Source organism: Pseudomonas sp. S49, from assembly GCF_009866785.1.
Taxonomy (GTDB): domain Bacteria; phylum Pseudomonadota; class Gammaproteobacteria; order Pseudomonadales; family Pseudomonadaceae; genus Aquipseudomonas.
In genome coordinates this window covers 1,256,379-1,282,303 of record NZ_CP019432.1, presented here as the reverse complement: position 1 = coordinate 1,282,303, position 25,925 = coordinate 1,256,379, and the positions used below count along the sequence as shown (strand labels likewise).

The window sequence follows — 25,925 nt, the reverse complement described above, 5'->3', positions numbered from 1 at the left end:
CCAGTCAGCTCCCGCCGAGTGCGGGTTTGCTGTTGATCCTGCGTCCTTGCAGGGTCTGCGCCGGTGCGACGACCGGCGCGGATTCTTTACATCTTTGGCATGCCGCCGCCGGGCAACATTCCGCCCATGCCGCGCATCATTTTCGCCATTCCGCCCTTGGCGGTGAATTTCTTCATCATCTTCTGCATCTGCTTGTGCTGCTTGATCAAGCGGCCGATGTCCTGCACCTGAGTGCCGGAACCCATGGCGATACGACGTTTGCGCGAACCGCTGATCAGCTCAGGGTCGCGGCGCTCGGCCGGGGTCATGGAATTGATGATGGCTTCCATCTGTTTGAATTGTTTCTCTGCGGCGTTCTGGGCGTTGCCCATTTGCGACAGGTTGACGCCGCCGATGCTCGGCAGTTTGTCCATGAGCCCGCCGAGGCCGCCCATGTTCTTCATCTGTTGCAGCTGATCGCGGAAGTCTTCGAGGTCGAAGCCCTTGCCCTTCTTCAGCTTCTTGGCCAGTTTGTCGGCCTTGTCCTTGTCGAGGGTCGCTTCAGCCTGCTCGATCAGGCTAAGCACGTCGCCCATGCCGAGAATGCGCGAGGCGATACGCTCAGGGTGGAACGGATCGAGCGCTTCGCTCTTCTCGCCCATACCGATGAACTTGATCGGCTTGCCGGTGATGGCGCGCACCGACAGCGCGGCACCGCCACGGGCATCGCCGTCGACCTTGGTCAGGATCACACCGGTCAGCGGCAGCGCATCACCGAAGGCCTTGGCCGTGTTGGCGGCGTCCTGGCCGGTCATGGCGTCGACCACGAACAGGGTTTCGACCGGGTTGATCGCGGCGTGCAGCGCCTTGATCTCGCCCATCATCTCTTCGTCGATGTGCAGACGACCGGCGGTGTCGACGATGACCACGTCGATGAACTTCAGTTTTGCTTCTTTAATAGCTGCGGTGGCGATGTCGACCGGCTTCTGGCTCAGGTCGGACGGGAAGAACGTCACGCCGATGTCGTTGGCCAGGGTTTCCAGCTGTTTAATAGCAGCCGGGCGATAAACGTCCGCCGACACAACCATGACCGACTTTTTCTTGCGCTCTTTAAGGAAGCGCGCAAGTTTGCCAGCGGTAGTGGTTTTACCGGCGCCCTGCAGACCGGCCATCAGAATCACGGCTGGCGGTACCGCGCTCAGATTCAAATCTTCGTTGGCCGCGCCCATCAGGCTTTCGAGTTCAGCCTGGACGATCTTCACGAACGCCTGGCCCGGCGTCAGGCTGCGCGACACCTCGGTGCCGACAGCGCGCTCCTTGACCGAATTGACGAAGTCCTTGACCACCGGCAGGGCGACGTCGGCTTCGAGCAACGCCATGCGCACTTCACGCAGGGTGTCTTTGATGTTGTCCTCGGTCAGCTTCGCCTTGCCGGTGACATGGCGCAGCGTCTGCGAGAGACGGTCGGTTAAGTTTTCAAACATTGCGCGATCCTTTCAGGCCCTGTGTAGACCGGGATAATGGCGGCCCAGACCGGAATCAACATGTGCTCGGCGAGCCTGCGGCGTGGGCAGGTCGCGGATTATAGCGAAGACTGCGGCTGGCGGACACCTCGCTGTCAGCTTCCTGAGTCTTTCGTGCCATGGCGGTTCTATGCCAAACTCAGCCCCTTTCGGGCTTGCCTAACAGGATTTATGCTCCCCTTGTCACCGAGTTTGCTGACCACCCTCGCCGCCGCCCTTCTATATGCCGCTGCGACCCTTTATCAGAGCACCCGCTTGGCCTCCGGCGCCAAGGCGAACAAGCGCCTGCTGGTTAGCCTCGGCGCTCTCGCCGTGGTAGCCCACGCCGCCAGCCTGCTCACCCACTTGCTGACACCCATCGGTCTGGGCCTGGACTTCTTCAGCGCCTCCAGCCTGATCGCGGCGGCGGTGATCGCCCTGACGCTGATCGCCTGCTCGCGCATTCCGGTGGAAAACCTGCTGGTGCTGCTGTTCCCGCTCGGTGCGGTCACTGTGCTGCTTGCGCAGTTCGCGCCGACCGGCACGGTGCAGATCATCGATGAAGAGCCAGGCATCCTTGCGCACATTCTGTTGTCGATCCTCGCCTACGGCATGTTCACCATCGCGGTGTTCCAGGCTTTGCTGCTTTTGGTGCAAGACCACCAGCTCAAGCACAAGCATCCGTCCGGGCTGATCAAGAATTTCCCGCCGCTGCAAACCATGGAAAGCCTACTGTTCGGCTTCCTTTGGGCTGGCTGGACGCTGCTGTCGCTGTCGCTGATTTCCGGCTGGCTGTTCGTCGAGAACCTGTTCGCCCAGCATCTGGTACACAAGACCCTGCTGGCCTGCCTGGCGTGGATCGTGTTCAGCGTGCTGCTGTGGGGCCGCAACCGTCTCGGCTGGCGCGGTCACAAGGCGATTCGCTGGACCCTCGCCGGTTTCTGCCTGCTGATGTTGGCGTATTTCGGCAGCAAACTGGTTCGTGAATACATCCTGCACATCTGACGGGCGGCATAAATGGACGGTTTGCCCTTAGGGCCGATGCTCGCGGTGTTTGTCCTGCTGATTTTGTGGTCAGGGCTGTTTACCGCCGTCGAAATCGCGCAGCAGCACCTGCTTGCGCAGCGCACCGCCTCGCGCGCCAGCGACAAACCGCTGGCGAAGCTGAGCTTTCCGCTCGATAGCCTGATCCTCTGCAACACCTTGTGTCGTGCGCTCGCCGTGGTGATTGCGACGCTGCTGGCGATTTTTCTCTGCGAAGAAAACGGCCCGTGGGCGGCATGCCTCGGTGCTGGCGCAATCCTGCTGGTGTTTGCCGATTATTTTCCACGTACCGTCGCCCAGCGTTCCCCCGATGCGGTGCTGGCGTTCGGCAATACATTGCTGGCCGTGCCGCTGAAGATTGTTTATCCGCTTGCCTGGCTGTTCAGCCGTATCAGCGGCTTGCTGATGAGTCCGTTTGCTCGCAAAGTTCAGGTCGTGCAGCAAAGCGAAGATGACTCGCCCGCCGATCGCTACGACGACCCAGAGCATCCAGTGCGCGCGCACCCGGTCTCAGGTATTCATGCGCTGGACAACATTACGGTCAATGACATTCTGGTGCCGCGCAGTGACGTCGACGGCATCAACCTCGACGATTCGATCGACGAGATCATCGAACAGCTACGCCACAACAAGCGCACGCGCCTGCCGGTGTTCCACAGCGACATCAATCAGGTTGAAGCAGTGCTCAACACCCGGCAGATCCGACATTTGCTGAACAATGGTGATTTGACCCGCGAGGCGCTGCTGGCGGCGAGTTACGAGCCTTACTTCGTGCCAGAAAGCACACCGCTGCAACTGCAGTTGCTGAATTTTCACAAGCAGCAGCGCCGACTGGGCATGGTGGTCGACGAGTACGGTGAAGTACTCGGCATCGTCACGCTGGAAGACATTCTCGAAGAAATTGTCGGCGAGTTTGAAAGCGAGCACAGCCTGGATAATCCGCATATTCATCCGCAGGACGATGGCCGCATGGTCATTGACGGTGCCGCGTCGATCCGCGAATTGAACAAGTGCCTGGGCTGGCATTTGCCGAGCGATGGTCCGAAAACGCTGAATGGTCTGGTGACTGAGGCGTTGGAGACTATTCCGGAAAGTGCGGTTTGCTTGAAGATCGGGCGTTATCGTCTGGAGATTCTCGAGACTGAAGAGAACCGGGTTAGCAAAGTGCTGATTTGGCATACCTCTTCTGTGCCTGCTTTGGTGCCTGCCCGATAGAAAGATCAAAAGATCGCAGCCTTCGGCAGCTCCTACAGGGCAACGCATTCCAAATGCAGGACCTGCCGAAGGCTGCGATTTTTTGCTCTTGTTTGATTGTTAGCCCCCTTCCTATAATCGGAACGCTTACCCAAGCCCCGCCGAACCTTGTGCTTACCCCGCACACACCAGGTTTCGGCCATTTGCGCTGTACTCCGGCGACTGTTCCTACCTGAAGCAGCGACCGCGCCTCATCCCACATCCCTGGGTGTTCGACCATAATAATTCGCTCCAACGGAGCTCATGACTGTCAGGGATCACCGCATGACAACCAGTACCGCTATCAGCGACACCGCGCCTGCCCAACCGACCAATTCCGCCACCCGCGTGGCGACGGCGAGTTTTATCGGCACCGCGATCGAGTTCTATGACTTCTATGTTTACGCCACCGCGGCTGCGCTGGTGATCGGGCCAGTGTTCTTTCCACAGACCTCCGGCACCGCGCAGATGCTTTCGGCGTTCCTTACCTTTGGTATCGCATTTCTGGCGAGGCCACTGGGCTCGGCGTTGTTCGGCCACTTTGGTGACCGCATCGGGCGCAAATCGACGCTGGTCGCCTCCTTACTCTTGATGGGCGTGTGCACGACACTGATTGGCGTGCTGCCGGGTTATGACAGCATTGGCGCCTGGGCACCGATTCTGCTGTGTGTGCTGCGTTTCGGCCAAGGTTTGGGATTGGGTGGTGAATGGGGCGGTGCCGCCCTGCTCGCCACGGAAAACGCGCCGAAAGGCAAACGTGCGTGGTTCGGCATGTTCCCGCAGCTTGGGCCTTCGATTGGTTTTCTCGCGGCCAACGGCTTGTTCCTGACACTGGCCATGACCCTCAATGACGAGCAGTTCCGCAGCTGGGGCTGGCGGATTCCGTTTCTGCTCAGCGCGGCTCTGGTGATGGTCGGCCTGTATGTACGGTTGAAACTGCATGAAACCCCGGTGTTCGCCAACGCCATCGCTCGTCAGGAGCGCGTAAAAGTACCGCTGGTCGAGCTGTTCAGCCAGTACTGGGCACCGACGTTGCTGGGCGCGGCAGCGATGGTGGTGTGCTATGCACTGTTCTATATCTCGACAGTATTCTCCCTGAGCTACGGGGTTTCCACGCTCGGCTATAGCCGCGAAACGTTCCTCGGGCTGCTGTGTTTTGCAGTGCTGTTCATGGCGGCCGCTACACCGTTGTCCGCTTGGGCCAGCGACCGTTACGGGCGCAAACCGGTGCTGATCATCGGTGGTGTGCTGGCGGTTCTTTCCGGTTTTCTGATGGAGCCGTTGCTGACTCAGGGCTCGACCTGGGGTGTGGCGCTGTTTCTGTGCATCGAGCTGTTTTTGATGGGCGTGACGTTTGCACCGATGGGCGCATTGTTGCCTGAGCTGTTTCCGACCCACGTGCGTTATACCGGTGCTTCGGCGGCGTATAACCTGGGCGGCATTGTCGGGGCCTCGGCGGCGCCGTTCTTTGCGCAAAAACTGGTGGCGATGGGGGGGTTGAGTTACGTCGGCGGGTATGTGTCGGCGGCGGCGGTGCTGAGTTTGATTGCAGTGCTGTGCCTGAAGGAAACGAAGAATAACGATCTGAATCAGGTTGCCTGACAGAAGATCAAAAGCTTCGCGAGCAGGCTCGCTCCCACAGGGTTTTGGGGTTGGTCACAGATTCTGTGTTCACCCAATGCCATGTGGGAGCGAGCCTGCTCGCGAATGTCGCAACTCGATTTAGAGCTCTACGACAACAGCTTGAGCAGCGCGGGTCGCCTTGGCGCGTGCGGCCTCGATCGATTCATCCCGCGCCAGCGCCACGCCCATGCGGCGCTGACCATTCACCTCTGGCTTACCAAACAGACGCAACGCCGTGTCCGGCTCGCTCAACGCCGCGCCGAGGTTGGCGAAAGCGGTCTGAGTCGACTGCCCTTCCACCAGAATCACCGCCGAAGCCGATGGCCCGAACTGACGGATCAGCGGTACCGGCAGGCCCAGAATTGCGCGAGCGTGCAGGGCGAACTGCGACAGATCCTGCGAAATCAGCGTTACCAGACCGGTGTCATGCGGGCGCGGCGAAACTTCGCTGAACCACACCTGATCACCCTTGATGAACAGCTCAACGCCGAACAGACCGCGACCACCCAACGCTTCAGTCACCGCTTTGGCAACGCGCTCGGATTCAGCCAAAGCAATCGGGCTCATGGCTTGTGGCTGCCACGACTCCTGGTAGTCGCCCTTCTCCTGACGGTGACCGACCGGCGCGCAGAACGTGGTGCCACCGATGTGACGCACAGTCAGCAGAGTGATTTCGTAGTCGAAATCGATGAAACCTTCGATGATCACCCGACCTTTGCCAGCGCGACCGCCCTCTTGCGCGTAATCCCAGGCTTTTTGCACGTCATCGACGCTGCGCAGCAGGCTCTGGCCTTTGCCCGACGAGCTCATGACCGGTTTGACGACGCAGGGGAAACCCAGGTCCTCAACGGCTTTGCTGTAGTCCTCGAAGGTGTCGGCGAAGTGGTACGGCGAGGTCGGCAGGTCCAGCTCTTCAGCGGCCAGACGACGGATGCCTTCACGGTTCATGGTCAGTTGCGCTGCGCGTGCGGTCGGGATCACGGTGAAGCCTTCGGCTTCCAGTTCGACCAGGGTAGCAGTGGCGATCGCTTCGATTTCCGGCACGATGAAGTGCGGCTTTTCAGCTTCGATCACCGCACGCAGGGCGGCGCCGTCGAGCATGTTGATCACGTGGCTGCGATGGGCGACTTGCATGGCCGGCGCGTTGGCGTAACGGTCGACGGCAATCACTTCAACGCCCAGGCGTTGCAGCTCGATCACCACTTCCTTGCCCAACTCACCACAGCCACACAGCAATACGCGGGTCGCGGTTGGCGACAATGGAGTTCCGATACGGGTCATCTCAGGTCCTCAAAGAAGCGGATCATCGAGGAAAGCAGCGCCTGACGCGCTTTCCATGGGGAGAAAGCGCGGCATTTTACATGAACCTGAGGCTTTGGCTTCAGCCGGCGACGGCCTGTTTGCGCTCACGCCAGGCCATGATCAGCCAGACGGCAGTGACGCCGGCAAATTTCGAGGCCAGCGCGGTGATGATCACCGGCGGCGTCAGCAAGTCGATCATGCCGAAGAAGATGAAGGTATCGAGAGGAATGCTCAGCGCCGAACTGATCCACAAGCGGTCGCGCAACGGGCGCTTGGTGATGCTGAACACCAGCCAGTCAATGCACTCGGAGACCGCGAACGCCGTAGCGCTGGCCAGTGCAATGGAAGGATCGGAGGTGACGTAAGACAGCACCAGCGCCGCCAGCATCGCGACGATCGCGCCGTGACCAAAGCGGGTTTGCACCATGTCGCGCAGCACGAACACCAGACCACCCCAGGCCGACCAGATGATGTCCAGATGCGGCGCGGTGGAGAAGGCGAAGTTGATCAGCACGACGCTGCTGATGTAGGCGATGAGGAAAATCATGGAGGCGACCTGGCAGATTGGCGCACAGATTACTGGACCCGCAGATCAAGAGCCACCCCCTCACCCCAGCCCTATCCCCCAAGGGGGGCGAGGGGGAAAGGGAGCAGATCTTCGTTGAATCGACTCCCGAGTTCGACTCGATAACCCAGGTCGGTGCGACCCGAACAATCAACCCGGTCGCTCCCTCCCCCTTCAAACGAAGGGAAAGCGAGCCGATCGGAGGCTTTTCAAAACCTGAGTTCGACTCGGTAGCTCAGGTCGATGTAACTCGAACCATCAACTCGGTCAGTCCCCTCTCCCTCCGGGAGAGGGTTAGGGTGAGGGCCGTCCCAAGCCGATCACGTCTTCGACGACGGCATCATCCAAACCAACCCACTCGCCTTAGCCCGCTCATGACACAACCCCAACACTACCCGACGCTCGTCATTGGTCATCCGGCCCCAGCGGGTGATCTCCTCGACCGTACGCTGGCAGCCCGTGCAGATGTCAGCCTCATCCAGCGCACAAATATTCACGCACGGCGAGGCGACCGGTCTTTCGAGCGTAGTCATTCTTCCTGCTCAACCAGATCGCGCGCATAACGCTGCGAGTTATGCACATAGTGGGCGGCGCTGGCTTCAAGCATCTTCTTCTGCGGCTCGGTCAGCTCGCGCACAACCTTGCCCGGCGAGCCCATCACCAGCGAACCATCGGGAATTTCCTTGCCCTCGCCGATCAGCGAATTGGCGCCGATGATGCAGTTCTTGCCGATCTTCGCGCCGTTGAGAATCACCGCGTTGATGCCGATCAGGCTGTAATCGCCGACCGTGCAGCCATGCAGCATGGCGTTATGGCCAATGGTCACGCCGGTGCCGATGGTCAGCGGATAGCCCATGTCGGTGTGCATCACGGTGCCGTCCTGGACGTTGCTGTTCTTGCCGATCAGGATCAGTTCGTTATCGCCACGCAGCACGGCGTTGAACCAGACGTTGGCGCCCTCTTCCAGTTTGACCTTGCCCACCAGCACGGCATTGGGGGCGACCCAGCTCTGTGGATGGGTCTCGACACGGGCGTCGCCCAAGCGGTATTTCATCTTGTTTTCCTCAGGGCTCACGGTGAATGGCCGCTCGAACGACGGCTTCAGGTGTTGATAAAGCTTTTCGGCGGCTCATGCAGACTGATTTTCGCGTCATAGAGCAGGTTGATCAACTCGACAATCATGATCGCCGTGAGGCCCCAGATCTTGTACTCACCAAATCGATAACTCGGCACGTACCAACTGCGCCCCTGATAGTCGATGCGATGGGTATGCTCGCGAGGGTCCTTGCGGAAGAATTCCAGCGGAACGCTGAAGACGGCTGCGATTTCGGCATCGTTGGCGCGGTATTCGACAAAATCGGGGATGACGCCGACATAAGGCGTGACCTTGATGCCGTGCAGGGAAATCAGTGGGCTGAGCGGACCGATGACTTCGACCAGTCCGGGTGGCAAACCGATTTCTTCTTCGGCTTCGCGCAGCGCCGTGAAGATCAGATCCGGGTCTTCCGGATCGCGGCGACCACCAGGAAAAGCCACTTCGCCGCCGTGGGTCGAGAGCCCGCTGGCGCGCAGGGTCAGCACCAGTTCCGGCTCATCACTGCGGGTGATCGGCACCAGAACGGCAGCCTCGGGGAAACGTGTGTCGGTCTCCAGCGTGCGCGGTGTGTGGTTGCTTACCCTATGCAGTAGCTCGTCCAGCATGAGTGTTCTCGATCTGTGCCTTACCCTGCATCATGCACCAATCAATGCAGCCGCCCAAGCCCCCGAATCTCGCCATGTCGCGAAACGACAACTTGCCGACCGGCACCGCTGCACGCCAAGATAGGCGCAGCATTCAGGAAGCCCAGCATGAAATTTTGCAGCCACTGCGGTAACCCGGTCACCCAGCGCATTCCCGAAGGCGATTCGCGGCTGCGATTTGTCTGTGACAGCTGTCAGACCATTCACTATCAAAACCCCAATATTGTCGCCGGCTGCGTGCCGACCTGGGGCACGAAAGTGTTGCTCTGCCGTCGTGCCATCGAGCCGCGTCTCGGTTACTGGACGTTGCCCGCCGGATTCATGGAGAACGGCGAGACCATCGAACAGGCCGCCGTGCGCGAAACTGCCGAAGAAGCCTGCGCCCGGGTGCGTAACCTGAGCATCTATACGCTGATCGACGTGCCGCACATCAGTCAGGTGCATGTGTTCTTCCGCGCCGAACTGGTGGATCTGGACTTTGCCGCCGGCCCCGAGAGCCTCGAAGTGCAACTATTCGACGAAGCCGACATTCCCTGGGACGAGCTGGCTTTCCGCACAGTGGGGCGTACCTTAGAATGCTTCTTCGCTGATCGGCGCGTCGAGACGTATCCAGTGCGTTCGGAATCGATTCCGCCGCTTGCTCAACCTGCCATTACTTGATTTCGTCGCCGGCCAGCCGATAACCCGAGCACGTCTGCACAACACCTATAAATCATGTATCTGCGTCATTCCTGGGGAATCGTTTCAATGCGCTGGTTGCTTGCCCTGTTCTGCCTGTCGTTCGTTACCGTCTCCCAAGCGTCATTCGTGACCACCGTGGCGCCTGCGAATACCCCGCTCATCGAAAAAGTCCTGGTGCTCAAGTCAGCGCATCAACTGCAACTGATCGCCGATGGCAAGCCGCTGAAGACCTATCGCATTTCCTTGGGCAAGGGCGCGAAAAAGGGCCCGAAACTGATCGAAGGCGACAAACGCACGCCGGAAGGTTTCTATTGGATCGACTGGCGCAAGACCAGCGACAAATTCAATCTGTCGATGCACATTTCCTACCCGAACATCAGCGACTCGGCCCGCGCCCGGCGTGAAGGTGTCGAGCCCGGCGGGATGATCATGATCCACGGCACGCCAGATTCGGAAGAAACCCCGGAAGACCTGTTCCACACCCTGGACTGGACTGACGGCTGCGTCGCCATGCGCAACGTTGATATGCGTGAAGTGTGGAATCTGGTGCCGGACGGCACGATGGTCGAAATCCGCCCTTAACCAGCGACCGCTGGTCACCCGCAAAAAAATAAATCAAAAGATCGCAGCCTGCGGCAGCGCCTACAGAGGTGATACCACTCTCAACTGTAGGAGCTGCCGCAGGCTGCGATCTTTTGCTTTTTATAGGCCGACACTAATACCACTTGAAACCACACCCCCTTAAACCCGCCATCCTACTGGGCCAAAGCCCATTTCAGCGCGTTGACATGGTATTCAAGTGGTATTAATTTCCGCCCCACAAGCGAGCCACAACAATCCTATACTCGCGTCGGAAATGACCTACATGAACGACTTCCAGGCCCTACGCCCAGACGACTCCCAGCCGACGCCGCTGTACCTGCAACTGGCGCGCAATCTGGAAGCAGCGATTCATGCCGGGCAGTGGAAGTCCGAGCAGGCGATGCCGTCCGAGCGCAATCTCAGTGAAATGCTCGGTATCTCCCGGGTTACCGCGCGTAAAGCGCTGGAAGTGCTCCTCGATCAAGGCCTGATCCGCCGCCTGCAAGGCTCCGGTACCTTCATCACCCCACGCCTCGAACAGCCGCTGTCGCGCCTCTCGGGCTTCAGCGAAATGCTCCGCCTCAAAGGCTTCGTACCCAGTTCGCAATGGCTGGAACGTGAAATCACCCTGCCGACTCATGAAGAACTGATCCGCCTCAGCCTGTCGCCGAACGACAAGGTCGCGCGCATGAAGCGTCTGCGCAAAGCCGATGACACGGTCATGGCCATCGAAATGAGCACCCTGCCCGCCTCGATCATGCCCAAGCCGCAATTGGTCGGCGATTCGCTCTACGAATACCTCGACGGCATCGGCAAACCGATCGTCCGTGCCTTGCAGCACATTCAGGCGATCAACGCCTCGGACGAGTTCGCCGCGCTGGTCGGCATCGCCCCCGGCACCGCCATGCTGCTGATGACCCGGGTCGGCTACCTGGAAGACAACACACCGATCGAAGTCACCGACACCTATTGCCGCAACGACTACTACGACTTTGTTGCAGAGCTGCGCCGCTAGGCGGCCCAAAGCGAGAACCAAAATGTCCGAAGACAACATCCTCACCGCCAGCGGCTGGGTTCGCGGCCGGCTGATCCACGAACACGGCAAAGTCGTGTCGATCGAAGGCGCACCCTGCGATCCGGCGAGCAATGACCTGCGGTATCTGCTGCCGGGCTTCATCGACCTGCACGTTCATGGCGGTGGCGGCAAAGACATCATGGAAGGCGCCAGCGCCTTCGAGACCATTACCAGAACCCACGTGCGGTTCGGCACCACCTCGCTGCTGGCCACCACCATGACCGCGCCGAGTGCCGAGATCTCTAAGGTTTTGAAGGAAGTCGGAGAGTTCTGCGAGCAGCGTCCGAAAGGCGCCGCGCGCGTCCTCGGCGTCCACCTCGAAGGCCCGTACATCAACCCCGGCAAACTCGGCGCGCAACCGAACTTCGCCCACACCGCGTTGATGGCCGAAGTCGAAGAATATCTGGCACTGGCGCCGATCCGGGTGATCACCATCGCCCCGGAAATCGCCGGCCACGACGGTTTGATTCGTGAACTGAGCAGCCGTGGCGTGCGCATGCAGATCGGCCACACCCTCGGCAGTTACGAAGAAGGCGTCGCCGCACTTGATGCCGGCGCGACCAGTTTCACCCACCTCTACAACGCCATGAGCCCGCTGCATCACCGCGAGCCGGGCATCGTCGGCGCCGCACTGGCCCACGCCAAATTCGCCGAGCTGATTCCCGACTTGCTGCATGTGCATCCCGGCGCCATTCGCGTGGCCCTGCGCTCGATCCCGTGCCTGTATTGCGTGACCGATTCGACCGCTGCCGCCGGCATGCCCGACGGTGAATACAAGCTCGGCAGCCACACCGTGACCAAATGCCTGGGCGGCGTGCGCCTGCCCGATGGCACCTTGGCCGGCAGCACCCTGACCATGGATCAGGCCCTGCGCAACCTGGTGAAGATCGGTTTGCCGATCGCCGAGGCCTCGCAGCGCCTGTCGCAATTCCCCGCCGACTACCTCGGCATCACCGAACGCGGGCGCCTGCAACCAGGTGCCTGGGCCGACTGCGTGCGGCTGGATCGCTCACTCACACTGACCGCCGTCATGGTCGAAGGAGAAGACATTGACTTCAAAAATGCTTGAAGAGGCGCTGTCCTCGTTCGAGGCCGTGCAAGCCCAACTGCAACAGCTCGACGCGCCAATGATCGAGATCGCCGGGCGCCTGCGCCGTCAGCCACCGCAAGTGGCGATGACGGTGGCGCGCGGCAGCTCCGACCACGCGGCGAGCTACTTCGCCTACCTGACCATGCAGCAACTCGGTGTGCCGGTGGCGTCGTTGCCGATGTCGGTGGTGACCATGCAGCAGGCGCCATTGAAGGTCAGCGGTCAGGTCGCGTTCGCCTTTTCGCAGTCGGGGCAGAGCCCGGATCTGGTCAACAGCCTGCGTCTGTTGCGCAAGCGTGGCGCGTTGAGCGTGTCGATGGTTAACGCCGCCGACTCGCCGCTGGAAGCTGCCTGTGAATTCAGCGTGCCGCTGCTCGCCGGGACTGAAAGCAGCGTTGCTGCAACCAAAAGTTTTATCGCCACCCTCAGCGCCAGCGCTCGTTTGATCGCGCATTGGAAAGAGGACAGCGAATTGCTCGAGGCTGGCAATGCCTTGCCCGAAGGCCTGCGCGAAGCGGCGAAGCAGGACTGGAGCGTGGCCATCGAAGCGCTGCGCGATTGCGAGCGTTTGATGGTGATCGGTCGTGGTGCTGGTTTCGCCATCGCTCAGGAGGCAGCACTGAAATTCAAGGAAACCTCGGCGATTCAGGCCGAAGCGTTCAGCAGCGCGGAAGTCCGTCACGGCCCGATGGCGCTGATCGATGAACATTATCCGTTGCTGGTTTTCGCACCGCGCGGAGCTGAACAGGCTGGCCTGTTGAGTCTGGCAGCAGAGATGCGTCAACGCGGCGCCCGTGTGTTGCTGGCCGCACCGGATGACGTCAGCGAACGTGATCTCACCCTGACCCGCGCCGAACATCCGGCCCTCGATCCAATCCTGGCGATCCAGAGCTTCTACGTGATGGCCGCAGGTCTGGCCGTGGCCCGTGGCATGGACCCGGATCAGCCGCGCCACCTGAGCAAAGTGACCCGCACGCACTAATTGAAGCAAACCTGTAGGAGCTGCCGAAGGCTGCGATCTTTTGATTTTGATCCAAAAAACAAGATCAAAAGATCGCAGCCTGCGGCAGCTCCTACAGGGGACATCGAACCGAGATTTAACCGATGAGACCGAGCCATGCACAACAACAATAAAGAGCTGACCCTCAGCGCCCCGCTCAGCGGCCCGGTGCTCACGCTCGCCAAAGTCCCGGACGCAGTGTTCGCCAGCGGCGCGATGGGCGACGGCATTGCCATCGACCCGATCAACGACACCCTGTACTCGCCATGCGCCGGGGTGATCATTCACGTCGCGCGCACCGGCCACGCACTCACTGTGCGTGCCGATAACGGCGCGGAGATTCTTCTGCATCTGGGCCTGGATACCGTTGAACTGAACGGCGAAGGCTTCTCGATGCTGGTCAAGGATGGCACGCGTGTCAGCAAGGGCCAGCCGTTGTTGCGCTATGACCTCGACAAGGTCGGTCAGCAGTGCAAAAGCCTCGTCAGCTTGTTGATCCTGACCAACAGCCAGGATTTTCAGGTGCGTCCGATCACGCTCAAAGCGGTGAAAGTCGGCGAGCCGTTACTGCACATTGTTGCGCGCAACAGTTCGACGGCGAATGTTGCAGACGTGAGCGGGCCAGAGGTTCATGGCCATGTTCTGGTGGCGCATCGCGGCGGATTGCATGCGCGCCCTGCGGCACTGATTCGGCAGACCGCGCAAGGTTTCAAAAGCCGGTCGCAACTGCACTTCGCCGGCAAATCGGCGCCGTGCAACAGCCTGATCGGCCTGATGGGGCTGGCGGTTGGCGAGCAGGATCAGGTGCAGGTCAGCTGTCAGGGGCCGGATGCCGAAGCGGCGCTGCAAGCGTTGCTCACCGCGTTGGCCACAGCGCTGCCGGATGATTGTCACGCTGCGGCGCCGGTGAGTGTCGCATCGGTTAAACGCCCGGCCGAGGCTGGCGTGTTGCACGGTGTGTGCGCTGCACCGGGATTGGTCGGCGGGCCACTGTTTCGCTTGAACGCGATCAGTTTGCCGGTGGATACGGGCAATCATGATCCGCTGCAACAACTGCAGGCGCTCGACACTGCACTGAATCAGGTGCGCAGTGAAATCGACGGCACCCTCGCCCAAGCGAAAAAACACAAAAATGCCGATGAAGAAGCGATCTTTGCCGCGCACTTGGCACTGCTGGAAGATCCGGCACTGCTCGATGCTGCGCAGCAAGCCATCGAACAAGGCACTGCGGCGACTCATGCCTGGAGCCAGTCGATCGATGTGCAGTGCGAAGTCCTGCAACACACCGGCAGCGCGCTGCTGGCCGAACGCGCCAATGATCTGCGCGACCTCAAGCAACGCGTGTTGCGTGCAGTGCTCGGCGAGGCCTGGCACTACGACGTGCCGGCCGGCGCCATCGTCGCGGCACATGAACTGACGCCGTCGGATCTGCTGCAACTCAGCGCGCAAGGTGTCGCCGGGTTGTGCATGGCCGAGGGTGGCGCGACTTCGCACGTGGCGATTCTCGCTCGCGGTAAAGGTCTGCCGTGCATGGTGGCGTTGGGTTCGGCGCTGCTTGATCAGCCGCAAGGTCAATCGGTGGTCCTCGATGCCGATGGCGGTCGTCTCGAACTGACGCCCAACGCTGAACGTCTGGCCGAAGTTCGGCAAGCGCAAATCGACCGGCAGCAGCGCCGCGACGCGCAACAAGCCAAAGCTCATCTGCCCGCCGAAACACGTAATGGCGTGCACATCGAAGTCGTCGCCAATGTCGCCTCCAGCGCTGAAGCGGCGGACGCCTTCGCCAACGGTGCCGACGGTGTAGGCCTGTTACGAACCGAGTTTTTGTTCGTCGATCGCCAGACCGCTCCGGACGTCGAAGAGCAGCGCAGTGCTTACCAGGCGGTGATTGATGCCATGGGCGATAAATCCGTGATCATCCGCACCATCGACGTCGGCGGCGACAAGCAACTCGACTACCTGCCACTGCCCATCGAGGCCAACCCGGTACTCGGTCTGCGCGGCATTCGCCTGGCTCAGGCGCGTCCGGAAATCCTCGATCAGCAACTGCGTGCGCTGCTGCAAGTCAGCCCGTTGCGTCGTTGCCGGATCCTGTTGCCGATGGTCACCGAAGTCGATGAGCTGCTGCAGATTCGCCAACGCGTCGATGCGTTGTGCGTCGAACTGGGCGTGAGCCAGCGCCCGGAAATCGGCGTGATGATCGAAGTCCCTGCCGCCGCGCTGCAAGCCGAACAACTGGCCGAACACGCCGATTTCCTCTCGATCGGTACTAACGATCTCTCGCAATACACCTTGGCCATGGATCGCGACCACGCTGGTTTGGCCGCTCGCGTCGACGCTCTGCATCCGGCGCTGCTGCGATTGATCGCCATGACCTGCGAAGGCGCGGCGGTGCACAAACGTTGGGTCGGTGTCTGCGGCGCCCTCGCCTCTGATCCGCTGGCCACACCGGTGTTGATCGGTCTGGGCGTCACCGAACTGTCGGTCAGCCCGGTGCAGATCGGCGAAATCAAGGATCGCGCGCGCCAGGTGCACGAGGCCGAGTGCCAGCGTCTCAGCCGCGACCTGCTCAAACTGAGCAGCGCCGCCGCCGTGCGTCACGCCTGTCATCAACATTGGCCTCTGCGCTAACAAAAACAACAAGGACAAACGCCATGTACCAACTCTTCATCGAAGGCCTGCAACGCCTCGGCCGTGCGCTGATGCTGCCGATCGCAATTCTGCCGATTGCCGGCCTGTTGCTGCGTCTGGGTGACACCGACCTGCTGAACATCGCGATCATCCACGACGCCGGCCAGGTGATCTTCGCCAACCTGGCGATGATCTTCGCCATCGGTATCGCGGTCGGTTTTGCCAAGGACAACAACGGTACTGCCGGTCTGGCCGGGGTAATCGGTTATCTGGTGATGATCTCCACGCTCAAGGTGCTCGATTCAACCATCAACATGGGCATGCTCGCCGGGATCGTCAGCGGCCTGATGGCCGGCGCGCTGTACAACCGTTTCAAGGACATCAAGCTGCCGGAGTACCTCGCATTCTTTGGTGGCCGACGGTTTGTGCCGATTGTCACCGGGTTTGCGGCGGTCGGTCTGGGCGTGGTGTTCGGTTATATCTGGCCGCCGATCCAGCACGGCATCAACGCGTTCGGCACCCTGATGATGGAGAGCGGCAGCATCGGCGCCTTCGTCTTTGGCGTGTTCAACCGCCTGCTGATCGTCACCGGCCTGCACCACATCCTCAACAACATGGCGTGGTTCGTCTTCGGCAACTTCACCGATCCAACCACCGGCGCATTGGTGACGGGCGATCTGTCGCGCTACTTCGCTGGCGATCCGAAGGGCGGCCAGTTCATGACCGGCATGTTCCCGATGATGATCTTCGGCCTGCCGGCGGCATGTCTGGCGATGTACCGCAACGCCCTGCCGGAGCGCCGCAAAGTCATGGGCGGGATTTTTCTGTCGATGGCGCTGACCTCGTTTCTGACCGGGGTGACCGAGCCGATCGAATTTGCCTTTATGTTCCTCGCACCGCTGTTGTATCTGCTGCATGCGTTGCTGACCGGGTTATCGATGGCGATTACCAATGGCTTGAATATTCATTTGGGCTTTACCTTCTCCGGCGGCTTTATCGACATGGTGCTGGGTTGGGGGCGCTCGACCAATGGTTGGCTGGTGATTCCGGTGGGCCTCGCCTACGCGGTTATCTATTACGCCGTATTTGATTTCTGCATTCGTCGCTTCAATCTGAAGACGCCGGGGCGCGAGGATGTGGCTTCTGCTGAGAAAGCAGTGCTCACAGAAAACGAACGTGCCAGCGCTTACATAAAGGCCTTGGGCGGCGCCGAAAATCTGCTGACTGTTGGCGCTTGCACCACGCGCCTGCGACTGGAGATGGTCGATCGCAACAAGGCTTCGGATGCCGATCTGAAAGCGCTGGGCGCAATGGCGGTTGTGCGTCCGGGTAAAGGTGGCAGTTTGCAGGTTGTGGTCGGGCCGATGGCGGACAGCATTGCTGACGAGATTCGCCTGGCAATGCCTTCTCTCGGCCATGCGGTTCTGCTTGAAAATGCTGTGGCTGTCGAGGAACCGAAAGCGCCGGTGGTCGCCGGCTCCGAGGCGCAGCAATGGCTGAATGCCTTGGGCGGTGGCGGCAACGTACTGCAACTGGACTGCATCGCGATGACGCGGATTCGCCTGCAATTGGCGGATGGCAAGGCGCTGTCGGAAGCGCAGTTGAAGGCGTTGGGGTGTCATGGCGTCAGCCAGTTGGATGGCGGGGTCTGGCATTTGCTGGTGGGGGATAAGGCCGCGAGTTTGAGTGGAGCGCTGGAGAGCCTGGTGAATCGCAGCGAGGTCAGCGCGAAGGTTTGAAGCAATAGTGTTTGAGTCGACTGTATCGCTGGCAGGCTCGTTCCCGTAGAGGAATGCATTTCACATGCCCTGCTGGCGATCAACGATGCTGCAATTCTCCGGTATGTGGATCGAGTCGAGCCTTTCACGCCTCCGCCTGACCTGCACTGCACACCCACTACATATGTACCACCTTCGATCGAATCACCCTCGCCATGCTGAAGGCTCTTCCCACCAGCATGGAGACTGTGCCGATGAGCACTCCCACCGCCCCCACGGTTGAAGAGATCAGGAGCGATCTCAACCAGATCGCCCAGCATCTTTTCAACATCGATACCCCGTTGCTTGCCGAACAGGCACCGACAGCGGAGCAGGTTTACCTCAAACGGCTGAACAGCCTGCTCAAAGCTCACCGCGAGCAGTTCTTGCAAAAAAGTCGGGCGATCTACCAGATCCTGGAAAACAGCGACCTGCACAGTGACCAGGGCAAAAAACTGCTCGCGACCACCAAAGCCAAGCTCGACACGGCGTTGCTCGACATGGATCTGCGCGATCTGATCGATAACAAATCGGCCAGAACCTTTCTGACCTACGAAGCCGGTTTCACCGCGATCGGCCACGAGGCGCGACAGGCCATCAAGGATCGCCTGCTGCATCCCCAAGCCGCTGCGCTCCTGGAACAGCTGACGCTGGGGCCGACGCTACGTCCGGCCGCCTACGCGCTGCAGTTCAGCTTTCAGGAACACACCGTTGAGCTGGCTGGCGCCTTTGTCGTCACGGAAAAGAACAAGTCCGCGCTCACCGATCTGTCGACGGCCAGGGACGGTGGTTACGTCCTGTTGTTCACCCCGAGCCGGGGCATCGAGTACTTCGATTCAGCAGCGGCTCTCGACGTCCATTTGCTGCAATACCTGCAACATCCCGCCAGCCACACTGAATTCATGCAGATGTTGCCGGCGCGCTATCACGACTTGAGTGCAGCGGGGATCTGGCCGTTGCAGTGTTCGCTGATCGATAGCCAACCGCTGTTCGAACATATCTGCGATGCCCTGATCGACAAGCGCACACAAGACATCGATCGCGCCTGGAGCTACGACGACAACCCGCAACAAGACTCGGCGCAGTTGCTCGCGGCCCTCGACCGGGCCATTGCAGGAGCCCTGCCGGATCTCGCCCCGCGCCTGGAACTGCAGGCGCAAACCTTGTTCGAACGCCACCTGCGCGACAGTGCACCGCCGTGGTACCGCAGCGCCAGCGCCGCCAGGCAGACCGAGCTGGCGCAACAGGTCGGTATCTACCACAAGGCGCGGCAAAAACTGCTCGACCTGATGGGGCCGTCTGCCAGTCTTCTGGCCCTCGCCCGGCATCAATGGCTGGAGCGTCTGAGCGAAGATCTGGAGATTGATGATCTGGAACCGCAGAAGCTGCAAATCACCACGCAACGTCGGGTGCCCGGATACGGTGTGTATGAGCATCAGCGCAATTTGCTCGATCTGTCCTTGCGTGGCCCGCACACGGGAGACGAATTGCCGGACTCGGAGTTTCTTCGATATACCACCCTCACCTATGACGATGCGCCTTTGGCCGATGACTACGCAGACCTGACACCGCAGTGGCTGGTCAAGCAAGGGTTGAGCCTCAAGCCGCGTATCGAATTCGACCGTTTGCAGAAAGACATGCATGCCGGCCCAGCCATCAAACCCGCGATCGAGGACATGCTCGATCAACGGATCGTCGCGCTGGCTCATACGGCAGTGCTGCAAGGCCATCTGCTCGAGAGTGACCTGCAACTGATCCAGCGCTTGCGCAGCGACAGCGATCCACACCTGCGCGCCGCGACCCTGTCAGTGCACGGTGCGCAACTGCAGGATCTCTGGGTGTTGCGCCAGAGCGACGCCGAGGGCGTCCTCAAACGCATGTTGCTGTGCACGCCACAAGCGCCGCGAGAGCAGCAGTTCCAGGTCTTCGCCAGTGAGCTTGAATGTCAGACCCACCTGCTTGGCTGGGCCACGCACAGCGAAGACGTCAATACCATGACCGGCTACCTGATCAGCCGTGCACCTCTGCGTTTTCGTTCAAGCCTGCGCAAAGTGCTCTCCAGCCTCAGTTTCAAGCTTGAGGATCAGGAGCACAGAAAAGTCACCTTCGAGAACATCGGCAAGCACCTCGATTGCCTGCAAGTCATGGCCGAACACGTGTTGGCCACGCGAATCGACGACTACGATTTCGGCACCCCGCTGTGGTATCGCACAACCACCGACGAAAACCGCAGAAAACTGTCGACGCTGAGCGAAGACGCCGAAGGTGCATTGCAAGGCTTCGACCGACATCAACTTTCGGGCAGCCGCTTTCCGGCGTTCGACGATTACGTGCACGAGCAGGCGAAAAAACAACTGAACCAGTTGCTCAAACGCCCGGCAAATGACGTCGACCCGGATACTGTCATCGCTTACTCGCCCATGTCGGTCATTCCGGCCCTGACACCAAAACCGTTAACGTACACACGGCTGTATCGCGACGGGTATGCCGACGGCGTCGGCTTCCTCGACGAAAAATTCTCTCGTTCGGCACACTTCAAAGGGCCGCCAGACATCGATATCAGCAACCTGAGCGCAGAGACTGTCGCGCGCTCGATTACCGGTGTGTGGATAGGCAAACGCTACACCGACAAGGTCAGACAAGAACTGCAAAGTGACGCGAGTGAGGGTTACGCCTTCAGGCGCAATACAATCCTGGCCATTACTCAACGCCAGATGAAATGCGCAGCGCTGGAATGCCAGTTGCAGGGCCATATCGCCAGCAGTGACCGGCAATGGCTTGAGCAGAGCATCGACAGCATGGAGGACACATCGGCGCCACGGCAAAAAAAATACCCGGTCCATCGACTGATGATTGAGGGTGAGTGGGTGCTCGACAACTGGCTGTTCGGCCACGACAAAAACCCGGTGCTGCTCTACACCCCCGACGCGCCTGACGGCGTGAGTTTTCGCGAAGCACGGCTGTTCAATTACCTGCTGAAACAGCAGCCCGGCATGATCGAATACTTCACCCGGCGGGTAGGCATTCAATCGCAGACCCGGGTGCGCAAATTCCTTGAAACCGCCAAAAAGCAGCTGCCCAAAGACATCGACAAAACCACGTCCAGCCCGGCACGCTACGACTCGACACAGCAGAAAGCCCCGATCAGCGACATGCGCGACGCGCTGTATGACATGAAGCTGCAGCGCAAGATCGACGACGTCCACGCGACTACCAGCAGCCGCGCCCAGATGATTGCCGGCCTGATCTGGACATGCGTCGAATGGATCACCGCCATTGCCACCGCACCGTTTCCACTGTTGAGTCTGAGCACCGGGCTGCTGTTGGCATTCAAGGATGGCATGCTCGCCCTGCACGCCTATCGGCAGGGTAACAACGCCGAAGCGCTCAACCATTTGCTGGGCTACATGCTCAACAGTAGCGGTGCGCTATTGACCGACCTGCGTCCAGCCCTGCGCTCACTTCAGCCAGTCAGCCGTCCCCTGCGCCAGGCCGCCGTCAGCAGCGCCAGCGAGCAGCAACGCGTCATGGCTCTGATTGAGCAACTGGAACCCAGCGTACCCCCGGCGGACATGCGGCCGGTGAACTACAAGGGCCAGACCCTGTGGGCAGCGAATACGCCCGACGTTATTGGCCGATACCTGCTGCATCGCCTTGACCCTGACACCGACAGGCTTCTGTCGACCGGGATTCTGGCCGTGCCCAATGGCGAAGGTGTGATGGTGCGCAGCGGCGTGGCCGGCGGCGCGCCGAAATACGACGCCTTGCCGGATACACCCGGCCCGCACAAAGACTACGGCGTGCCGTCCAAATATCGGGACAGGATTGCAATGGTGATCAATCCAGAGTCCCGAGAGGAACTCATTTTGCGCAGCCAGGACTACATGGGAACGTCCTACGCTCACTCCAGCCTCTTCGCCGCTGCCGACCAACTGGCTTCCACACGCACTGCCTACCTGCAACAGGTCGAAAAGCTGACCACGGACGCGACCCGTCATTTTGCCGAACTGGCCCCTTTGCCTGCGCGCATCGAAGTGCCGGCCATCGCCGCCGACACGTCATTTACGCAACTGATCGCCAGCGACGCGTTGGCCGGCAAGAATCTGGTCATCGGCGCCCAGCCTGGCTCCATCGCCAGTAAACAGGCGCTGATCACTTATATGGACGCGTTGCTCAAGAGTGGTTTCAAACACCTTTATATGGAATATCTGCCGGCTGACGTCTTCCATATCAAGCTGGCAAAATTCAACCGGGGTGAATCATGGCGCGGTATCAAACGACATTTGAAAGCCGTCGACAAAGCCTTTGGCCACGGACCCGACGCGCCGTTCTCGTACCTTGCGCTGGTTCGCACGGCTCGGGAAAAGGGTCTGAAAATCCACGCGCTGGACGCCTCCACCAGCTATAAGCTGGACGGAGCCCTGGTGATGGCCGATGTTTCGCCGCTGACGCCCCGCAGCAACAGCATCAGAAATTTCTACTCGCTCAAGGCCATTGCCGCCGATGCCATTGAGGCGCCCGCCGAGCGCTGGATAGCCCTGACGGACGCTTCACGCATGAGCACGTTCGACAAGACGCCTGGTCTGGCCGACCTGCACGAAGCCGTTGCGCTGCGCATCGACGACGTGGCTGTGGGTCAACCGACGCGCATCGGCGTGGACTCACCCGGCGCGATACCCGGTGACGCAGCGGCCAAGGGCGATTACCTCGTGGCATTGCCGACATCCTACAAAGCGCCCCAAGTACCGGCTCAGCCTCCGGCGACGGCGAGTCCGGGCGTTCAACATTTCGACGAGTTCGATGTTCCGACGGCGTTCCGTGACGAAATTGCTCGCATGCAATTCCGCCCCCGAGCACTGGACTCTCGCTTCCCCTTTACCTCCTTGCGTGGTCAGGCCGGCCGCGACGCGCAGGCTGCCTATGACGCGTTTATTGCTCAACGCAACCGCCTCGAGAAAAAGGCCCGAGACGCCTTTACCGACTACACCCCGGCCCCCGCTGCGACCCTTCCAGACATCGCTGCCGATAGCTCATTCGAAACATTTTTGAGCCAACTGGTCGACAGTCGTCTGAGCCTGCTGATCGGCGAATCAAGACTCACAGTGTCGAGCAAAACACTGCTGAAAAAACACATGGAAACACTCAAGTCGTCAGGCTACGACACGTTGTATATGCAACATCTGCTGACCGACCTGCATCAGGCCGAGCTGGACATTTTTTTTCAAACCCAACGCATGCCCGACCGCCTCAGAAGCTACTTGCGGATACTCGACTCCTCACTCATGGGGCGTTCGGGCGGTGTCGCTCTCTACACCGAACTGGTCCACGCGGCGGCGAAAAACAACATCCGCATCAGGGCGCTCGATTGCACGGTGAGCTATTACCTGGACGGCTTGGCTGACAAGAATATTTCGCGAAACCAGATGTTCAGTTACTTCGCTACCCAGCTGATCGAGGCTGACCAACTGGCACACGGACCGCATAAGTGGGTGGCGCTGATCGACAGAACGAACACCCACTATAATCTGGGCGTACCGGGGCTGACCGATACGCTTGGTGCTGCCAGCCTTCATGTGCGCGACACCCCGCAAGAACTGGCCAAAGGTGTCTATCAAGGCACCTGGGAAGTGGTGAACTCGGAAGTCAATTCCGGCGTGTTCGCACTGCGCAGCGATTTCAATCTGGACATCGCGGTTTCCCGAGCAAAAAAACTGCCACCCATTCCGTCTGTCAGTCGGACCAGACTCACCCAGGCCGGACACTTTCTGATCGAACGTCCTGACCCGAGCGAAATCAATCTGGTGCATAAGTCCGCAACGGGGGACATTGTCAGCACGCCAATCCAGGTGGATGACAAAGGGTTGTTCTTCATTGACCGCTGGAACAGGAAGGAGCAGCGGTTCCAATACTTGCCCGAATTGATCGAAATGCTTGTCGACCAAGTCAAACTTTCGGCTGTCAGTTGAACGCCTTCGAGAGGGCGTAATCACGCTGAAAACCACTGGACTTGACGGCCCAGTGGTTTTCTTCTCGCCGTTTTTGGGGCCAGCCCCCACAACTTCGATTTGCGAACATACCCGCAGCGAAGCCGCCCGACTCAACAGGATGAGCGTTAGCTCGGCTGCAGTTTTTGATCTTGATCCACCAGCCTCGTCGGCAGGCTGAGCGGATGGATCCCGGAGCGAAGGAACCCCGAGCTTTAGCGAGTGGGCCGAACGTTGGGGCAAGCCTTAATGAGATGGTCAGCCCGGTGAGATCCTCGGCGGGTCTAAACTTGCCGAGGCTCTCTTTTTACTGAAGGAGGATTTCTCATGAATACCATCACGCTCTTGGGTATCGACATCGGCAAACACACTTTCCACCTGCATGGCCAAGACGCCAGAGGCCATCAGGTACTGCGTAAAAAACTCAACCGAAACCAATTACTCCCCTTTCTGGCGCAGATCTCGATCTGCAAAATCGCCATGGAATCCTGCGGCGGGTCTCAATGGCTCGCCCGAAAAATCATGGAACAGGGGCATCACGTGCAGTTGATTGCCCCCCAACATGTGAAGGCCTACGTCACCGGAAATAAAAACGATTTCATTGATGCCGAGGCCATTTGTGAAGCGGCCTCGCGCCCCAGAACCCGCTCGGTTCAAGTCAAAACCGTAGAACAGCAGGTACTGTCCACAGAACACCGACTGCGCAAGTCTTTAGTAAATCGACGCACCGCCGTCATCAATCAAGTGCATGGATTTCTCCTGGAGTTCGGCGTCGTTTTTCCCGTTGGATACGCCGCACTGGATCGGCTCTCAGGTCTGATGGAGAGCCGTGAACTGCCCACTCGCTTGATAAGTGCTATCGAACGCATGCTTGAAGACATTCGGCAGCTGACACATGAGATCAAAAAACTCGACGTCGAAATCAAACAACAGCTGACGCAAAACGATGCCGGCCAACGCCTGCAGAGCATCCCCGGTATCGGCCCTCTCATCGCTAGCGCGCTGGTGGCCGATGTCGGCGACGCTTCGATTTTCAAGTCATCTCGCGATTTTGCAGCGTCGTTGGGGCTGGTGCCGCGCCAGTACTCAACGGGTGGGGAAACGACATTGCTCGGCATCAGCAAGCGAGGGGACAAGTATTTAAGGAGTTTGCTGATGCAGGGCGCTCACGCCGTTTTGTGTCGCGTCGATAAGCGAACGGATGCCCTCGGTGTCTGGGCCAAAAACTTACTAGCACGCAAACATCCAAACAAAGTGGCCTGCGCCCTCGCGAACAAAATGGCAAGAATCGTCTGGGTGTTGTTAACCAAGGGCGGCACCTTCAACTCAACGCTCTTAGCTTGATCTGTACGCTTCACCAACGGCTTTTGCGACGTCAGTACTGATGACGATAAACGGCAGACATCCTGACTGAAAACCTGATAACCCAAAAAGCTTTGGAAGCTGAAGCCTTTTTAAGGACAGGCAGGAGCGACTACTCATCAAGGGCCGAGCGCTATCCGTGCTCACACTGAGCCCGGATACATTAGCGCAAGCTCGATTTACCGTTAATCGCTGCTGAGTGGCAGAAGATGGGCTGACCATACATTTGGTTACTTTTTCGGCGTTTGGAAAAGGTGACCCGCCGTAAGGGCGGAACCCTAAGAAGCCGTTACCGCAGCAATGGATATGTACTCGGTCAGTCAGAACATTATTGCCTGAGCCGGCGCCTTCGCGAGCAGGCTCGCTCCCACATTGGATTCCCATCGCCCGGAAAATCGGGGGGGCAACAAAAAACCCGCAGACAATCACTCATCTGCGGGTTTCCTGTTTAAGCGGCTATCAGAAATCTTCCAGCCGCCACACTTCATAAGCCGGTGTCTCGTACGGATGACTGAGCTTCAACGCCGCCACAACAGCAACGATCAGCTCATCCGCCACTACAAGCTCAACCTTCCATTCCTCAACCCGCTCGACCTGCCCAGCCTCGCCAATAAACGGCTGACTGCCGTCCAACGGTCGAAACTGGCCCAGACCGAGCACCTGCCACGCACAGTGATCATAATCACCGATCCGCCCACCACCGGCAGCGAACACAGCGCCTTTGACCACTTCGACATGACTGTCGGGAACAAAAAAGGCGAGCTTGTACACAGGG

General features: G+C 59.7%; 19 protein-coding genes. 12 read left to right on the top strand and 7 right to left on the bottom strand.

Going from position 1 to position 25,925, the window contains the following annotated elements:
- Positions 1-86 precede the first annotated feature (86 nt).
- Positions 87-1,463, bottom strand: a complete 1,377-nt coding sequence (ffh, locus tag PspS49_RS05485; RefSeq protein ID WP_008081630.1) for a signal recognition particle protein — start codon at positions 1,461-1,463, stop codon at positions 87-89.
- A 210-nt stretch (positions 1,464-1,673) separates the two neighbouring features.
- Here ffh and ccsA point away from each other — a divergent pair, with 210 nt between their 5' ends.
- From ccsA to PspS49_RS05470, 3 genes are all read left to right on the top strand, one after another.
- Positions 1,674-2,486, top strand: coding sequence for a cytochrome c biogenesis protein CcsA (ccsA, locus tag PspS49_RS05480; protein WP_150749483.1), 813 nt, complete (start codon positions 1,674-1,676; stop codon positions 2,484-2,486).
- Between the two features lie 12 nt (positions 2,487-2,498).
- Positions 2,499-3,740 carry a transporter associated domain-containing protein gene (locus tag PspS49_RS05475; protein ID WP_160038445.1) on the top strand — a complete coding sequence of 414 codons (1,242 nt, stop codon included), beginning with the start codon at positions 2,499-2,501 and terminating at the stop codon, positions 3,738-3,740.
- Positions 3,741-4,043: 303 nt separating this feature from the next.
- A complete protein-coding gene (locus tag PspS49_RS05470; RefSeq protein WP_160038434.1) occupies positions 4,044-5,360 on the top strand; it encodes an MFS transporter in 1,317 nt (438 codons plus the stop codon).
- 120 nt (positions 5,361-5,480) lie between these two features.
- On the opposite strand, the gene purT is transcribed toward PspS49_RS05470, so the two are convergent.
- From purT to PspS49_RS05445, 5 genes are all read right to left on the bottom strand, one after another.
- Positions 5,481-6,662: a formate-dependent phosphoribosylglycinamide formyltransferase gene (gene purT, locus PspS49_RS05465; protein ID WP_016986367.1), complete on the bottom strand. Its 1,182-nt coding sequence runs from the start codon at positions 6,660-6,662 to the stop codon at positions 5,481-5,483.
- Between the two features lie 100 nt (positions 6,663-6,762).
- On the bottom strand, positions 6,763-7,230 hold the full coding sequence (locus PspS49_RS05460) for a VUT family protein (RefSeq protein ID WP_016986366.1): 468 nt from the start codon (positions 7,228-7,230) through the stop codon (positions 6,763-6,765).
- A 338-nt stretch (positions 7,231-7,568) separates the two neighbouring features.
- Positions 7,569-7,781, bottom strand: coding sequence for a DUF1289 domain-containing protein (locus tag PspS49_RS05455; RefSeq protein WP_160038432.1), 213 nt, complete (start codon positions 7,779-7,781; stop codon positions 7,569-7,571).
- Entirely contained in the window at positions 7,778-8,302 is a 525-nt protein-coding gene (locus tag PspS49_RS05450; protein WP_007954617.1) for a gamma carbonic anhydrase family protein, read from the bottom strand. The genes PspS49_RS05455 and PspS49_RS05450 overlap by 4 nt, the downstream gene beginning before the upstream one ends.
- Before the next feature lie 47 nt (positions 8,303-8,349).
- On the bottom strand, positions 8,350-8,949 hold the full coding sequence (locus tag PspS49_RS05445) for a CoA pyrophosphatase (protein ID WP_034154815.1): 600 nt from the start codon (positions 8,947-8,949) through the stop codon (positions 8,350-8,352).
- 147 nt (positions 8,950-9,096) lie between these two features.
- Here PspS49_RS05445 and PspS49_RS05440 point away from each other — a divergent pair, with 147 nt between their 5' ends.
- The 9 genes from PspS49_RS05440 (at position 9,097) to PspS49_RS05400 (ending at position 25,132) form a co-directional block, all read left to right on the top strand.
- Complete coding sequence (locus tag PspS49_RS05440) at positions 9,097-9,648, top strand: NUDIX hydrolase (RefSeq protein WP_127925948.1); 552 nt, start codon at positions 9,097-9,099, stop codon at positions 9,646-9,648.
- 87 nt (positions 9,649-9,735) lie between these two features.
- Positions 9,736-10,251, top strand: a complete 516-nt coding sequence (locus PspS49_RS05435; RefSeq protein ID WP_127925947.1) for a L,D-transpeptidase family protein — start codon at positions 9,736-9,738, stop codon at positions 10,249-10,251.
- Between the two features lie 283 nt (positions 10,252-10,534).
- Positions 10,535-11,266, top strand: a complete 732-nt coding sequence (locus tag PspS49_RS05430) for a GntR family transcriptional regulator (protein WP_127925946.1) — start codon at positions 10,535-10,537, stop codon at positions 11,264-11,266.
- Between the two features lie 22 nt (positions 11,267-11,288).
- Positions 11,289-12,395, top strand: a complete 1,107-nt coding sequence (gene nagA, locus PspS49_RS05425) for an N-acetylglucosamine-6-phosphate deacetylase (protein WP_160038430.1) — start codon at positions 11,289-11,291, stop codon at positions 12,393-12,395.
- Positions 12,376-13,398, top strand: coding sequence for an SIS domain-containing protein (locus PspS49_RS05420; RefSeq protein WP_150749489.1), 1,023 nt, complete (start codon positions 12,376-12,378; stop codon positions 13,396-13,398). The genes nagA and PspS49_RS05420 overlap by 20 nt, the downstream gene beginning before the upstream one ends.
- Positions 13,399-13,533: 135 nt before the next feature.
- Positions 13,534-16,047 carry a phosphoenolpyruvate--protein phosphotransferase gene (ptsP, locus tag PspS49_RS05415; protein ID WP_160038428.1) on the top strand — a complete coding sequence of 838 codons (2,514 nt, stop codon included), beginning with the start codon at positions 13,534-13,536 and terminating at the stop codon, positions 16,045-16,047.
- A gap of 23 nt (positions 16,048-16,070) precedes the next feature.
- Entirely contained in the window at positions 16,071-17,786 is a 1,716-nt protein-coding gene (gene nagE, locus PspS49_RS05410; RefSeq protein ID WP_160038426.1) for an N-acetylglucosamine-specific PTS transporter subunit IIBC, read from the top strand.
- A gap of 233 nt (positions 17,787-18,019) precedes the next feature.
- Positions 18,020-23,770, top strand: a complete 5,751-nt coding sequence (locus tag PspS49_RS05405; RefSeq protein ID WP_160038424.1) for a membrane-targeted effector domain-containing toxin — start codon at positions 18,020-18,022, stop codon at positions 23,768-23,770.
- A gap of 345 nt (positions 23,771-24,115) precedes the next feature.
- Positions 24,116-25,132 carry an IS110 family transposase gene (locus tag PspS49_RS05400; RefSeq protein WP_160038422.1) on the top strand — a complete coding sequence of 339 codons (1,017 nt, stop codon included), beginning with the start codon at positions 24,116-24,118 and terminating at the stop codon, positions 25,130-25,132.
- Positions 25,133-25,609: 477 nt separating this feature from the next.
- On the opposite strand, the gene PspS49_RS05395 is transcribed toward PspS49_RS05400, so the two are convergent.
- The gene (locus tag PspS49_RS05395; RefSeq protein ID WP_042607740.1) at positions 25,610-25,921 is read right to left on the bottom strand and encodes a YqfO family protein; all 312 of its coding nucleotides are present in this window, start codon (positions 25,919-25,921) and stop codon (positions 25,610-25,612) included.
- Positions 25,922-25,925 lie beyond the last annotated feature (4 nt).